Genomic DNA, 15,249 nt, shown 5'->3' with positions numbered 1-15,249 from the left:
CGCATTACTCGATCACGCCGAGATTAAGACCGGCAACTTTCTGCAGCGCCGCCTCGCCGGACGTGACGCTGTTGCGGAAAGTGCCCCGGTTGACGCCGACGAGGCCGCCGAAGGTCTGGTACGACGACACGTTGATCCGCCCGCTTGCGGCCGAGCGCTCGACGAACCCCGCGTTCAGGCCGATCAGGCCGCCGAGCGTCGCGTAATAGCCGGCGCGAACCGCTCCCGACGCCGACGCATCGCGCACCGTGCCGAGGTTCTCGCCGGCAAACCCGCCCACGGTGCTCGACGAGCCGCCCGCCACGTTGCCGGTGGCCGACGCGATCTCGATCGTGCCGGACGCCGTGTTGGCGCCCGCGAAGCCGCCCACCGACGCATAGCTCCCGCCGGACACGTCGCCGCTCGCATCGACATTGGTCAGTGCCGCCGCGTTGCTGCCGACAAAGCCGCCCGTCTTGCTGTAGTTGCCGCCGACCGTCTTGCCGCGCGCGACCGAGTGGGCAATCCGGCCCCCGAGGTGACTGCCGACGAAGCCGCCGTTGGCGCCCTGGCCGCCGGTGACCGTGCCATGCGCTTCCGCCATGTCGATGCTCGCGTCGGCGCCCAGGTTGATGCCGACGAAACCGCCGGTCGACCCCGTCGATGCGCTCGTGACGGCGCCCAGTGCGTTGCTGTCGGCCACGATGCCCTGGTTCAGGCCGACGAAGCCGCCGATCGCTTGCGCGTATCGGCCGTCGACGAGACCGCTCGCGCTCGACCGGACGATCTTGCCGGTATTGACGCCGACGAGCCCGCCCACCGTGCCGCCCGAGCCGCCCGTCACGCGCCCCAACGCCGCGCCGTCGGCGATCTTGCCGAGCAGGTTCGCGCCCACGAGCCCGCCGACGTTCACGCCGGCGATACTGGCGCCCGATGTGGTGCCGCGACTGGTCGACCGCAGAATGTCGCCGCCCCGGTTCACGCCGACGAGGCCGCCGATCGACGCGAGATTCGAAGCACCGCCCGATACGGTCGCGTTGGACTCGCTGTCGAGCACGATGCCGCTGGACTGATCCACGCTGTTCTCGCCGACCAGACCGCCGACCGCATACGACATCCCGTTGCCCGCCACCGATCCGGCATACGACGCCTGGGAAATCTCGCCGCGATTGATGCCCACCAGGCCGCCCAGCGCATTGCTGCGGCTGGCGCCTGCACTCACCTGCATGCCCGTCGCGGTCACGTTCGCGATCTTGCCGGCGTTTTCGCCCACCAACCCGCCGATGGCCACCGGGCCGACACCGGACGACGCGCTGACGCGCAACGACTTCAGGTTGAGGTTCGCGAGGGTTCCCGTATTGCGGCCGAACAGCCCCGCATACGGGTCGCTGCTCGCGATGTTGAGGTTACTGATCGTGTTGCCGAGGCCGTCGAACACGCCGGCGAACGATGCGCCCGAGCCGATGGTCTTGAACGCGGTGCCGTAATAGGAGCCGGCGATGTTGTTGCCGAGGACGTACAGCCCGTCCAGATTCGCGTTGATGGCCTGCAACTGCTGCAGGTTCTGGATCACGGTATAGCGATAGCCGTTCGACTCGAACCCGGCCCCGGCGCCCGACAGGGTCACGGCTGCGGCGCCCGCGAGCGAATACGCGACGCCGTAGTCGAGCGTCAGCAGCGCGTTCGCGCCGGTCAGCGCCATCGGCGCCGCGATCCGCACGCTGCCTTTCGCGTCGATGGCCACGCGCGCATTCGCCCCGGTCGCACGCAACGCACCGTTGACCGATACGTCGCCTTGCCGGCTGACGAGCGTCAGCCGGTTGCCGCTGGCCCAGGTCACCGGCCCGTCGACCGACGTCGGGCCGCGCTCGGCGACCAGTTCGACGTCGGTGGTCGCAAGATTGCGCGACAGCGTGTCGGCCGCGATCGTACCCGGCTGGTTCGCGCCCGCCTTGACCGACACATCGGACGATGCGATGCGCCAGGTGCCGCTGCGGCCGTTGGTTGCGCGCGTGTCGACCATTGCGCCGAGCGCCACCTTCACGTCGGCGCCGCGGGTGTCGACCGTGCCGCCATTGCCCGGCGTCGTCGCGCTCGCGTTCAGCACGCCCGCGACGTTGACGCTACCGGCGTCGTAGCCGTCCAGCGAGATTCGGCCCGCAGTATTCTTCAGCGTGCGCGCCTCGATCGTGCCCTGGTTGTTGACCACCGTGCGCAGCAGCGTATCGGCGGTCTTCGCGCTCATCAGCACCTGCCCGCCATCGGCTTTCAGCAACTGCTCGTTGCTGACCAGCGCGTTGACGGCCGCCTGGCCGATCTGCACGCTGAGCAGCTTGCCGCCGTCGAAGTTCAGCGTGGCGTCGCTGCCCGCGGCCAGCGCGACGGTACCCATCTGCGCCTGAACGATCCCCCGGTTGACGACGGTCGCGCCGAGCAGCGCGATCGCGCCGCCTTCGCTCGCCACGAGATTGCCGTAGTTCTGTACTTCGCTCGGAGACTGGCCGGAGAACCGGAAGCGGTCGGCATCGAAGTCGTCGTTCTTGATGTCCAGCGTCGTCGCCACCAGGCCGCCGACGTTGATCTGCGCGCCCTTGCCGAACAGGATGCCGTTCGGATTGACGAGGAACACGCGGCCGTTCGCATCGAGATTGCCGTAGATTGCGCTGCCGTCCTGGCCGACCACCCGGTTCAGCGCGATCGACGTCGCGCCCGGCTGGTTGAACGTGACGCGCTGCCCTTTGTCGATGTCGAACGAGTGCCAGTCCGTCACCAGCTTGTCGCTGTGCTGGTTGATCGACATCTGCTGCCCGTTGCCGTAGCGAAGAATGTCGGCTTTCCCGGACACGATGTTCTCGCCGACCGGCAGCGCATACGCGGACGTCACCGCCGTGCCGCCCGCGAGCAGCACCAGCACCGCGACGACGCGCGCGCGCGTCGCGGACTTGCCGTGGCGGCGTACCCGTTCGCCGACCGCCTGCCAGACGCCCTGCCTGACGTTCCATACCAAAGCGTATGTCTTGTTCATGTTTGTTTTTCCGTGTTGTGGTTGAAACCCTGTCGATGCCCCCGACAGGACGGGTACTGCAAGGGCGGGGACGCGGCGGCCCGGCGCATGACGCCACGCGCCACCGGTCCGCTACGGTTCGAGCCGTGCCCGATAGGCCTGCGATGCGCCGCTGTCGTCGACCGCATCGAACACGATCTCGCCCGGCTGTTCGGCAGCCGGCGCACCGACCGGGATGCGGGCCTGGCCGAACGGCACGACATCCACGGCCCCGCCGGCCAGTGCGACCGGCACGCCGTGCAGCAGCACACGTGTCAGCGTCACGTAGTACGGCGTGGGATTGGTGGCGACGATCGATGGCGCGGCCGGCTGGCCCGTACGTGCCCAGGCCAGCGCGTTCGGCGCCTGCTCCGGATCGCCGGCCAGGCCGGGCGGCCGATACAGGAGCTTCATGCGCAGCCGATAGGCGATGTGCAGCGCGTTGCCGTGCATCGGCACGGCCGGCGGCACTTCGAGCAGGTTGATCCAGAAGCAGGACTCCCGGTCCGCCGGCAAGTCGCCGCCGACGAACTGCACGCGGAACGCCTGCGGCCGTGCCGGATCGAGTCGCGCCAGCGGCGGCGAGACGATGAACGGCACCCGCAAGCGGGCGGGATCGGCATTCGCGTCGCCCTCGTCGAGCCACGACTGAACCAGGATCGGCGCGTTGCCGCCATTGCGCGCGAGGATCGTCAGCGAACGCACATCGCCGGGATAGACGAAGCGGGTGCCGACCACGGACAGCGCCGCGTGGCCGGTGACTGCGACGATGCTCGCCGCGCACGCCACCGCCGCCACACGCGCGATGCGGGCAAGGCCGGCCCTTTCGCGCGCGCGGCGCGACGGCCGGAACGCCGCGAGAGCAGAACGGAAATCGAGACGGTGCATCAGGCCTATCGCTCCTTGCGCTGGCCGTTCGCCGGAACAGCGACGGGTGCAATCGTCGGCGTCGCGCGGCAAACGCGCGTCAGCGTCACGTAGCCTCGGGTCGTACGCTCCTGCGCGGGCACCGCGTAGTCGATCACGCACTGCTGATCCGCGCGCGTGCCCCATTCGACACGGATCTGCCCGTCGTCGTCGGGGCTGCGCACCAGCAGGCGGCTACCTTGCCCGACGCCACCCAGCATGGCGCCCGTGCGTGCGTCGAGCGCGCGCGCCGCGAACGGCAGCGGGCGCCCGTCGTCGGTCTGCGCGTCGATCAGCAGCGCGCGCGCCTTCAGCGTGTCGTACGACAGCATGACGACCGAGCCCGAGCGCGGCGCGACGCTGCGCGACACCGTCTTGACCTCGACATCCTCGGGGACGTCCTTCGGATCGATATCGACCTTGTTGAGCTGATACGGGATGAGGCTCGGCACGATCGCATACCCGAACCGGTCGACGCGTGCGCTCGTATTCGCCACCAGCGCGCCGCGCGCGTCCGGCGCGTGCACGACGCCGATCGTCTCGCCCAGGATAGGCGCCGCCGTCAGGCCTCCCGGGTGCAGCACCAGTCCGCCCGTCGCGTTCGCCGACGCCTGCTGGTAGTCGCGCCCGAGGCCGAGATTCGCCGACAGCGACGCGGCCGGCAACTGATAGCCGAGGCCGAAACTGCCCGACGACGCCCGGTTGTTGCCGTCGTAGCTCGACGACACCGAATACGAGCCGTCGCCCAGCTCGCCGAAACGGCCCGCCAAACTGGCCGTCGCGCTCGTGCCGGTGCTGCTGTCGTGCGTCATGAGCGTACTGAAGATCGGTGCACGCCGCGAATTGCGTCCGAGCGGAATCGACACGTTCACGCTGACGAGCGTGCTGCCCGTTCCGCCGCCGAACGATTCCCGCGTGGACAGGTTGCGCACGCGCTGCACCGATGCGGTCAACGTGGCGTCGCGCCATTGCGTGCTGTAGCCGAGCGTGAAGCTGAGCGACTGCCCGCTTCCCCCCCAATAGCTGAGCGCCGATCCGTTCGCATAAACGTTGCCCGACCGTCCGACCTGCTGGCTCACGTTGAGATCGACCCGATTGCGCAGCCGCGAAAACGACGCGACGCCGGCGCGCTCGTCGCTGCGGCCGTTCAGCAGCAACGCGTCGCGCAGGCCGAGATAGCCCTTCGTCGAGTAGCGATACGCGAGCAGCGAAAAGTTCGTGCCGCTGTTCGGCAGGTTCCGGCTGTACGACACGCGGACACTCGACCCGGTCAGGCGCTCGCGGCCTGGCGGCTGGGTCCGCGCGATCGTGATGTCCGTGCCGAAGCCGCCGATCGAGGTATTGAGCGCGACGCCCATCAGCATCGACTGGTAGCGGTTCGCAAACGCGGCGCCGCCATAGGCTGTCACCACGTTGCTGACGCCACGCTGCACCGTGAACTGGCCGACGTACTGCGTGCCGATATCGCCACCGAGCTCGATCGCCCGGCCCGCCATCGCGCTGAACCGCGTGCTGCCCGGGCGAAGCAGTCGGGCGGTCGTCGCGAACGGCACCACGAAGCTGCGCGTTTCGCCGTTGGCCTCGGTCACCGTCACGTTCAGGTCGCCGCCGTAGCTCATCGCCTGCAGGTTGTCGATCGCGAACGGCCCTGGCGCGACGGTCGTCTCATGAACGAGATAGCCGCGCTGGTAGATCGATACCTTGGCGTTCGTCTGCGCAACGCCTCGTACGACCGGCGCGTAGTAGCGCTGCTCGTCGGGCAGCATCCGGTCGTCGCTGGCGAGTTGCACGCCGCGGAACGACACTGCGTCGAACAATTCACCGCTGGTCGAACTTTCGCCGGCCAGCAACTGCGCGTGCCAGTCGGTCAGATCGGTTTGCGCGTAGACATAGCCACGCTGATAACGGGTGCCGCCGCGCTGCGACCACGTGAGGTTGCCGTTGTGGCGGATCCGGAAGCGCCCGGCGCTCGCCGCCATCGAGAGGCCCGTGTACAGCTGCGAGAATTCGTAGCCGCCGGAGCGTGTCGTGAATGCGCTGGCGTTGTAGTTCAGCAATGCGGCCGGCACGCCGTTCGTCCAGTTCGCCGGATCGACGTAGGTGCTCTGGCTGGCAAGCCGCATGTAAAACTGCGGCACCGTGAGATACAGTTTCTGTTCGGCCGCATCGAACGACAGTCCCGCGCCGGGTACGTACTGCGACAGCGCAGCATCGCAGATCAGCCCGTCGGGAATCGGATTCGGCGGCTGGCTGCCGTCCTGGCCCCGCGCACTGCGGTCGAGGTCGACGCCAGCCCGCTGCAACAGCCGCCGGTCGTAGCAAGGCAGCACGTCGCCGCGTTCATCGCGACGGAACGTGATGTCCTCCGCGCCGCGCCACTGCCCGTTGACGATCAGATCCGCACGATGCAGCCCCGGCACGACGGCGTTCGGACGTTCGAATGGCGCCGTATCGATCGGCTCGCTACCCGAGCCAACCATCAGCATCGAATCGTCGAAATGCGTCGCGCCGGCCGCCGGCACAGCGGGCAAGGCGTCTGAGGGCGCGTGGCGCGCATCGTCCCGCGTGGCCGTATCTGCGAAGGCGTCCGTACCAGACACCATCGCGACCGACGCGAATACCGAAGCGACTGCCAGGAGACAAGGCCGCCGCGGAAGCCGCGGCTCCCTCTCCGACGCGCACGAAGAATGAAAACCTGCTGAACTGCGCATGTGGATACATTAATTTCGCATACCGAATCTATATTGATGACTCGGCATGCTGGGCCGTGCCTTCTGAAAGCGTTGCGTTGGCCGACTGTTTAGTCGGACAGTTTTTTTGTTATCGTGCTGCGCCCGCCGTAGTCGTCGATGGCCATGTAGCGCACGGCCGTCGGGCGATGCGACTGCGTGGCGCCGCCCGGCAACGGGAAACGCTGGGTGCCGAACGGTGCGACCATCCCGCCACCGGCCGGGACAAAGGTGCCGCCGACATCGCCCTCGACCATCCCGAACGAGACGTAGTACGGCGTCGGATTGGACACCTCGAGCGACACCTGTCGCCCGCCCGCGCGCGACGCGTCGGCAGACACTTTCCAGATCAGTTTGTCCTGCGCCGTGTCGGCGTCGTTCGCGAGCGCCGCGGGCCGATAGAACAATTTGATGCGTGTTCGGAAAGCGAAGCGCAACTGGTTGTCCGCGTCTTGCTGCACCGCTGGCACCTCGAGCACGTTCAGCCAGAACACCGATTCACGATCGACGGGCATGGGCTCCTGCATGTTCGTGATGCGCAGCACAGCGCTCCGCCCCGCCTCGACGCGCACCAATGTCGGTGCAACGACAAACGGCGTGCGCATCTGCTCGGGCGGCACCTCGGTGCGACCGTCGTCGATCCAGCTCTGTGCGAGTACCGGCTCTGTGCCGGAATTTTCCATCCGGACCGTCACGTCGCGAGCCTGCTCGGGGAAAATCACCCGGGTACCATCCAGCAGAAGCGCCGCCTGCGCCAGCGTGGCGCAGGCGGCCCACGCCACGACGCCGGTCACGACTCGGAAATAAGGAATGCGAATTGACAAGGTCATGACGTGGAAGGGGAAAGGTGCCGATCAGTAGTAAGCGAGCATGTAGCGGATGAACGAATTGCCCGTCCCCGTACCAACCGTAGCGGCCGTCGACACGTACTGCGCCGTATAGCTCAGCGTCGCGGCGTTGTCCTTGATGGTCACGACCTGCGCCTCCGTGAGGTTCTGCGGCTTGCCGAGCACGATCTTGCCGGTCTTGCCGTTGCCCGCATCGTTGATCTGGATCTCGACGCCATCGGCCGGCTTGGTGCCGACGAGCTTCAGGTTGCCGGTGGCCGGATTGATGTTGGTCGAGACCGGATCGAAATCGATCACGACCTTCGTGCCGTTGGCGCAACCCTGGTTGCCACCGACCTGCAGATTGAACGGAACGGCGGTCGACGTTGTGCCGACCGTGGTGAACACCCCCGGACTGACTCGGTCGCCGAGCTTCACTTCAAGCCGGTTGCCATCGCCGGGCGTCTGGCCGTTGATGTTGCAGGTGACGTCGGTGATGTTGCCGTAAAAGGCCAGCTCGCCGTCGAATGCGTGAGCCAGCGACGGCACCAGTGCAACGCTCGCCATGCCCGCCACGACGCAACCGCGAAGCAAGTTCATTTTCATCTTTGAAGTTCCTTTCAAAATGGATGATTGTTCTCGGAACAGCCCGATCGGCTTGGGAATTTTCAGGAACGCCCGTTTTCCCGAAATGCAGATCGCATCGCCTCATCTCGAATCATTAAAATTTCCATTCAAGAAAATGACGACCTCGCCATTCTATTTACAGGGAAATTTTCTTCAAATAGTACAAGTAAGAAATATAAGGATCATTTACCGATCCGCCATATTGGCGCACGACGATCACCCCGACGGGCGCATTGGCCTTCTGGTCAGGCATTGACAGCAGCGTGCGCCATGCACGCAACGGCGGAGATTCAATACTCCCCGTCGAATAAATTCGAAACTATGAACAATTGAAATATTTAATTCAAAAACTAAAACAAAGCTAAATCCAAGATGAAAAATTGATAAATTTCCTATCCAAAAAAATACATATAGGACAAGTCCAATAAATTTCCCGCGCGCCATCTTTCCCTGGTCACGGATGGCAAACGAAAATCGCCAATCGACATGCCGGTCAGGTTTTCGAGATCGATTTCTCATCGCAGCGCCGCATTTCGCTGAATGCGTGTGCAGGCAAACCGCACGCGATCCGGCTCATGCGGCGCCGCCGGCGGGCTGGAATCGGTATCCGTCCGGAAGCGACGGCGGCCCGCCGCTTCGTGACGAGACGCGCGTTATCGCGCAAGCGTGGAACGTGGCAACGCGCGCGCCCTGCGCTTGCGTCATCCGGCGAGCGACGCCGCCGCGTCGACCAGGGTGATCACCGATCGCGTTCGCCCGGTGCACGGCGCCAGCCTGGAAACCATGCATGATCACAGGTGGGCTCATCGTGTTCCTCCTTGACGCGACGCGTCGTCGAACCGTCATCGGCCCGACCGATCCGGATCGCCGTGCGGACAGGCATCACCCATCATAGGTGTGCCGCCATGTGTCACCCAGTCCGCCAAACGGCCAGTGTGAAACGCCGCACAAAAAAAAGACGCCCGCTGCAAGCAGCGGGCGCGAATCCCAGTCAAGGAGGTGTCACACGAACTACGGATTCAGAATAAGGGGATCGCCTGCCCCGGACAACGAATCGATTTCAATATCGATATGACGGGATGCGCTCACGCCGGCACCTCCCGCGTCGAGCAGTGGATACCGCCGCCGCCCGACGCGATGCCGAGGATATCGACCTGCACGATCGCCCGGCTCCCCGCATATGGCCGGATCGCGGCGACCGCAGCCGCATCAGCCGCCGCGTCGTTGAACTTCGGCATGACGATCGCACCGTTGCAGGTGTAGAAATTGATGTAGCCGGCCGCGAAATTCGTCATCTGCCGGTCGTTCAGGCTCGTGCCGGCCGACGTGCCGAAATTGACCGGCGGCACCAGCTCGACGATCTGCAGCGGCCGGCCGTTCGCATCGGTCTGGCCCGCGAGCCGTTGCCGGTTGGCGTCCGTCAATGCGCGTTCGCCGGTCGAATTCGACGCGTCGTAACAGCACGCGACCACGCCCGGCGCGAGAAAGCGCGCATAGAAATCGACGTGGCCGTTCGTGATGTCGGTCTCGCCGGACGGTGTCGCCGCGCCGCCGGCACCGCCCGCGCCGCTGCCGCGCGGATAGGTCGCGGTGCCCGGCAGCCAGATGATCTTCCGCACGCCGAGCGTGCGCTGCAGTTCGGCGAGCACGGTGTCTTTCGCCGTCGGCAGCAGCGTCGCATTCGCGATCACGCCGTTCGGGATATCGAACAGTTGCGGATTCCGGTTCACGTGCAGCACGGACGACTCGGTGAGGATCGCCGTCGCGTCGCCGTCGAATTCGATCGCGCCACCCTCAAGCGTCAACGTGCTGCGGATCAGGTTCGCCCCTTTCGTCTGCGCCATCCAGCCCGCCACCGCTCTGTCGTGCCCGAACGGCTGGAAGAACTTGCCTGCCTTCGACCGGTTGCTCGCGGCCGCGACCTCGGGCGGAACCGTTGCGCCCGGACTCATGCCGGCGCCGTCGGTATTCGCGTTGCCCCAGCCGTTGAAATTGAAGCCGATCGCATTCAGCGCGTTGTCGTTCGTCGTATCCCTGACGAACAGGCACCCCGTGTCGCGCACCCAGAAATCGTTGAAGCCATCGGCGAGCGGCACGAGGGTGATCCCGCCCGCACCCGCGGCGCGTGCCGAATAGCGCGCATGCAGGTCGGGATTCGCCACGCTCGCGCTCGCGAGCAGAGCGCGAGCCGCGTCGAGATCCGCCGGCAGCACCAGCATGTCGACCGGTTCGGTCGCACCGATCGCCTTCGCGACGTCCATCAGGTCGGCCCGTACGCGGTCGATGCCGGCATCCGTGCTTTGCGGCGTGACAGGCACCCAGATGCCGTCCGCGCCGGACGCGAAGGCCATGCAGGTCGACGCGTGCGGCCCATCTTCGGCCGGCAGCCGGTACGCGACCCGCCGCGTCGACGGTGTCGTGCTCGACGGAGCGGAAGCCGCGCCGGATGCACCGTCGCCACCGCCACCGCATGCAGCCAGGCTCCCCAGTAGCGGCATGCCGAGAAAGGCGGCGGAATATCGGATGAAGCCGCGTCGGCCGGTATCAGGCGTGTGCCGCGTACGCTTGCCTGCACACGCGTGGTTACGTCGTTTCGTCATGTTTCAACTCCGTTGCGCGGTCGGCGCGCACGCGTGCGCGCCGGCTTCCGTCCCGCGAGACGGATTCCGCATTGTTCTCAGTAGTCCGGAACGAACCGCTGCCCGCTACGGCCGTGCGGGCCGGTCACGCATGCCGGCCCGCGGCCGCGCTCAGGCTGGCTGCTGTTGCGTGGTGCAGTGGATGCCGCCGCCGCCCGCGGCGATGCCGTCGATGTTCAGCTGGATGACCTCGCGCCCCGGAAACAGGTCGACGAGCGTGTCGCGCGTATTGCGGTCGGCGCGGCTGTCGCCGAACTCCGGCGCGATCACCGCACGATTGCACACGTAGAAGTTGATATAGCCGGCCGCGAATTCCGCGTTTTCGTATTGATGCCGGACGGTCTTCGGGCCCGGCAGCACGACGACCTTCAGCGGGCGGCCCTTTGCATCCGTGGATTTCCGCAGGATCTCCAGATGCTGCCGCGTCACCGCGTGGTCGTACGACGACGGATCGGTATCGAGCCCTGCCACCACGACGCCCGGGCTCGTGAAGCGTGCATAGAAATCGGTATGCCCGTCTGTGATGTCCTTGCCCGCGATGCCGGGCAGCCAGATGATCTTCTTCAGCCCGAGCAGCCGGCTCAGCTCCGCCTCGCACTGTGCCTGGCTGACGCCCGGATTGCGGTTCGGATTGAGCACGCAGCTGCGCGTGATGATCGCCGTGCCTTCGCCGTCCACCTCGATGCCGCCGCCTTCGAGCACCAGCCGCGTGTCGACCAATCGCGCACCGGCGCGCTCCGCCACGAACGGCGCGACTTCCGCGTCCTGGTCGTGCTCCTGCTTGTTGCCCCAGCCGTTGAAATTGAAGCTCACGCCGCCGAGCTGGCCCGACGCGTTCTTCACGAACACGGGCCCCGTGTCGCGCATCCACAGATCGTCAACCGGGTGCTGGACGAGCTCGACCGATGAACCGCACAGCCGCGACGCGATCGCATAGTCCTGCTCGCGCACCAGCATCTTCAGCGGCTCGTGCGCGGCGATCGCCTTCGCGATCGCGGCGAGGTTCGCGCGCGCGACGGGCAACAGCCGCGCGCCCCAGATGTCCTCGCTCGGACCGAACGCCATCCAGGTCGCGGTGTGCGGCGCACCTTCGTCCGGCATGTGCCAGGTTGCGCCCTGCTGCGCGTACGCGGCACGGCCGAGCAATCCGCCCAGCGTGCCGGCGGCCAGCGCCGCCCCCGATACGGACAGGCCGCGTTTCAACAGTTGACGTCTCGTTGTCATGGCATTCCTCTTTCTCGTGCCGGTTACTTCGTTTGCTTCGGTTGTTTCAATCGTTTCAGTGACGTCGTGACGCGCGGTCAAGGTCGCGCCGTCTTGAAGCCGAGCCAGGTCCGCCCCTCCAGACGCATCGCGGCCGGCGATTCGGCGATCGGCGTGAACAGCGTCCGCCGCGTCGCTTCGTCCGGATAGATGCCCGGATCGCGCACCAGCGCCGGATCCATCAGCTTCAGCGCGCCCTGGTTCGCATTCGCGTAGCGTGTCGAATTCGAGATCTTCGCGATCACGTCCGGGCGCAGGATGTAGTTGATGAACGCATGCGCGTTGTCCGGATGTTTCGCTGAGGCCGGAATGACCATCGCGTCGAACCACATCAGGGTGCCGATCCGCGGAATGTCGTACACGACGTCGCGTTTCGGATCGCGCGCCTTCGCCTTCTGCGCGGCCAGGTTGATCGCACCGGAGAAGCCCACCGTCACGCACAGCTCGCCGTCGATCAGCTCGTTGGCATCGGACGAGTTGACAAACTCGCGGATGAACGGCCGGATCTTCATCAGCATCGCCTGCGCGGCCGCATAGTCCTGCGCGGTCGGATGCATCGGATCGCGGCCGATATAGCGCAGCGCCAGCGGCAGCACGGTGCTCGCGGAATCCTGCAGCCCCAGCCCGCACTTCGCGGCGACGCGCGCCGCGATTTCAGGCTTGAAGAGCAGGTCGAGGCTGTCGGCCGGCATGTCCTTGCCGAGGATCGCGCGCACCTTGGCACGGTCGTAGCCGACGCCCACCGTGCCCCACATGTACGGCACCCCGTACTGGTTGCCCGGATCGGATTGCGCCATCTGTTTCAGCAGCGACCGATCGAGATACTTCAGGTTCGGCAGCCGGTTCTTGTCGAGCGTGCGAAACACGCCGGCCTGGATCTGCTTGGCCATGAAGTCGTTGGTCGGCCACACGAGGTCGTAGCCGCTGTTGCCGGTCAACAGCTTCGACTGCAGCGTCTCGTCGCTGTCGTACGCGTCGTAGCGCACCTTGATGCCGGTTTCCTTCTCGAAGCCGGCCAGCGTATCCGGCGCGAAGTAATTGCTCCAGTTGTACAGGTTCAGCACCTTCTCTTCGTCCGCGCGGGCCGCGCCGGCCAGCATGCACAGCGCGAGGCCCGGCACCGCGAAGCGCAACCATCCTTTTCGTTTCATCGCGCCGCCCTCATCGATAACACGACGACACACCGTCGCTGGTCAGCAACGTGCGATACATCTCCGGGCGGCGATCGCGGAAAAAGCCCCACGATTGCCGGTCGGCGCGGATCGCGTCGAGATCGAACGTATGCACGAGCACGGCTTCGTCGGTGCGGTTCGCCTCGGCCCGCTTCTCGCCGGTGTGATCCGCGATGAAGCTCGACCCGTAGAACACGCCCGTGAGCGCCCGCTGCTCCGGATTGCCGTTGCCGAAGCCGACTTCGCGGCCGATCCGGTTCGCGGCCACCACCGGCACCATGTTGGCGGCCGCGTGGCCCTGCATCGTGCGCTGCCAGTGGCCGGACGAATCGAACGCACTGCTGAACGGCTCCGAGCCGATGATGGTCGGAAAGCACAGGATCTCGGCGCCCATCAGCGCGAGGCTGCGCGCCGTTTCCGGATACCACTGGTCCCAGCAGATGCCGATGCCGATCCGGCCGAAGCGCGTGTCCCACACCTTGAAGCCGGTGTCGCCCGGCGTGAAATAGAACTTCTCCGTATAGCCCGGCCCATCCGGGATATGCGTCTTGCGGTAGACGCCGAGCACACGCCCGTCCGCATCCGCCACGGCGATCGAGTTGTACGCGGCATTGCCCGCGCGTTCGAAGAAGCCGATCGGCAGCACGATGCCGAGCTCGCCGGCCAGCGCCGCGAAACGGGCGATCTGCGCGTTGCCTTCAAACGGCTGCGCGAGTTCGAGATGACGCACGTTCTGGTCGAGGCAGAAGTACGGCATCGCGAACAGCTCGGGGCATAGCACGAGATTCGCGCCCTGCGCGGAGGCCGCGCGGATCAGGCGCTCCGCGGTGGCCATGTTGTCTTCGAGATTCCAGCTGCCCGACGCCATCTGGACGGCGGCGACGGTGATGTGTTTGGACGGCATTGCGATTGCTCCTCGGTAGGACCGGAAACCGCTGACGAAACGTCGCTCAGTTCGCGACGGACGGCTGCTGCTGCGTCGAACAGTGGATGCTGCCGCCGCCGATCGACAGCGTCGGGATCGGCAGCATCTCCACGTTACGCCCCGGAAACGCGCGACTGAATACCTCGCGCGCGGCCCGATCCTGCTCGACGCCGAACGCGGACACGATCACCGCGCCGTTCACCAGGATGTAGTTCGCATAGCAATCGCAATAGCGCTCGGAGCCGAAGCGTTCCGTGACGATCGGCGACGGCAAGTCGAGCAGCTCGAAGCGGCGTCCCGCCGCATCGGTCGCGAGCGCCAGCGCGCGGCGGTTTTCCTGCATCACGCGAAAATAGTCGCCCTGCTCCGGCAGCGCGGCCTGGCACAGCATCCGGCCGGGTGCGATGAACGATGCGATGCCGTCCACGTGCCCGTTCGTCTCCACTTCATCGGGATTGCCCGGCAGCCAAATGATCTTCTCGACGCCCAGCATGCGGCGCAGCTCCGCCTCGATCTCCGCGCGGCTCAGGTGCGGATTCCGATTGGGATGCAGCAGGCAGCTCTCGGTGGTGACCAGCGTGCCCTGCCCGTCGACATAGAACGAGCCGCCTTCCAGCACCATGTGCGAATTGAAGATCTCGGCGCCGGCCGCGCGGGCGATGTCCTGCCCGGCCTGCTGGCACCCGTCGTACGGCTGGTACTTCTCGCCCCAGCAGTTGAAGCGGAACACGGCTGCGCCCAGCCCGCGCTGTTCGCTCACCAGGAAGATCGGCCCGCAGTCGCGCAGCCAGTTGTCCTCGGCCGCGACCGGCAGCAAGTCGACGCTCGCACCGACAAGCTCGCGCGCGGCGTCGGCCTGGCTGTGATGAACAGCCACCACGCAGCGCTGGTAGCGGGCGATCGTCCGCGCAACCAGCGCGAATTCACGGCACACCTGCGCGTAATGGTTCCCCCACAGATCCTCGCGATCGTGGAGAACCGGCCATCCGAGCCACGTGGCATCCATGGATTCCCATTCCGCGGGCATCCGGTAACCGCGCTGGCGAGCATCAAAGCGACCCATCGTTCAGCCTCCGTTGTGATTGATGGCCGATTGTGCGTCAGGTTAAACTTGATGAATATTGATATTTCTTGGCGAA

General features: G+C 66.1%; 10 protein-coding genes. All 10 read right to left on the bottom strand.

Annotated features, from left to right (window positions below):
* Positions 1-4: 4 nt before the first annotated feature.
* Entirely contained in the window at positions 5-3,004 is a 3,000-nt protein-coding gene (locus ACN8ZM_RS08565; protein ID WP_420210959.1) for a GLUG motif-containing protein, read from the bottom strand.
* Between the two features lie 111 nt (positions 3,005-3,115).
* Positions 3,116-3,910: a molecular chaperone gene (locus ACN8ZM_RS08560; RefSeq protein ID WP_420210958.1), complete on the bottom strand. Its 795-nt coding sequence runs from the start codon at positions 3,908-3,910 to the stop codon at positions 3,116-3,118.
* A 5-nt stretch (positions 3,911-3,915) separates the two neighbouring features.
* Complete coding sequence (locus tag ACN8ZM_RS08555) at positions 3,916-6,450, bottom strand: fimbria/pilus outer membrane usher protein (RefSeq protein WP_420210990.1); 2,535 nt, start codon at positions 6,448-6,450, stop codon at positions 3,916-3,918.
* 278 nt (positions 6,451-6,728) lie between these two features.
* Positions 6,729-7,487, bottom strand: coding sequence for a molecular chaperone (locus tag ACN8ZM_RS08550; RefSeq protein ID WP_420210957.1), 759 nt, complete (start codon positions 7,485-7,487; stop codon positions 6,729-6,731).
* 24 nt (positions 7,488-7,511) lie between these two features.
* On the bottom strand, positions 7,512-8,090 hold the full coding sequence (locus ACN8ZM_RS08545; protein WP_420210956.1) for a fimbrial protein: 579 nt from the start codon (positions 8,088-8,090) through the stop codon (positions 7,512-7,514).
* A 1,106-nt stretch (positions 8,091-9,196) separates the two neighbouring features.
* Positions 9,197-10,711, bottom strand: coding sequence for an agmatine deiminase family protein (locus ACN8ZM_RS08540; protein WP_420210955.1), 1,515 nt, complete (start codon positions 10,709-10,711; stop codon positions 9,197-9,199).
* Between the two features lie 150 nt (positions 10,712-10,861).
* Positions 10,862-11,974, bottom strand: coding sequence for an agmatine deiminase family protein (locus ACN8ZM_RS08535; protein WP_420210954.1), 1,113 nt, complete (start codon positions 11,972-11,974; stop codon positions 10,862-10,864).
* A gap of 77 nt (positions 11,975-12,051) precedes the next feature.
* Positions 12,052-13,164 (bottom strand): polyamine ABC transporter substrate-binding protein, encoded by a 1,113-nt coding sequence (locus tag ACN8ZM_RS08530; protein ID WP_420210953.1) that lies wholly within the window; start codon positions 13,162-13,164, stop codon positions 12,052-12,054.
* Between the two features lie 10 nt (positions 13,165-13,174).
* Positions 13,175-14,089, bottom strand: a complete 915-nt coding sequence (gene aguB, locus ACN8ZM_RS08525; RefSeq protein ID WP_043182757.1) for an N-carbamoylputrescine amidase — start codon at positions 14,087-14,089, stop codon at positions 13,175-13,177.
* Between the two features lie 46 nt (positions 14,090-14,135).
* Complete coding sequence (locus ACN8ZM_RS08520) at positions 14,136-15,116, bottom strand: agmatine deiminase family protein (protein ID WP_230624276.1); 981 nt, start codon at positions 15,114-15,116, stop codon at positions 14,136-14,138.
* Positions 15,117-15,249 lie beyond the last annotated feature (133 nt).

Source organism: Burkholderia aenigmatica (assembly GCF_048627025.1).
Lineage (GTDB): Bacteria > Pseudomonadota > Gammaproteobacteria > Burkholderiales > Burkholderiaceae > Burkholderia > Burkholderia aenigmatica.
The sequence above is the reverse complement of the archived record's forward strand: the minus strand, read 5'-3'. Positions and strand labels throughout refer to the sequence as shown.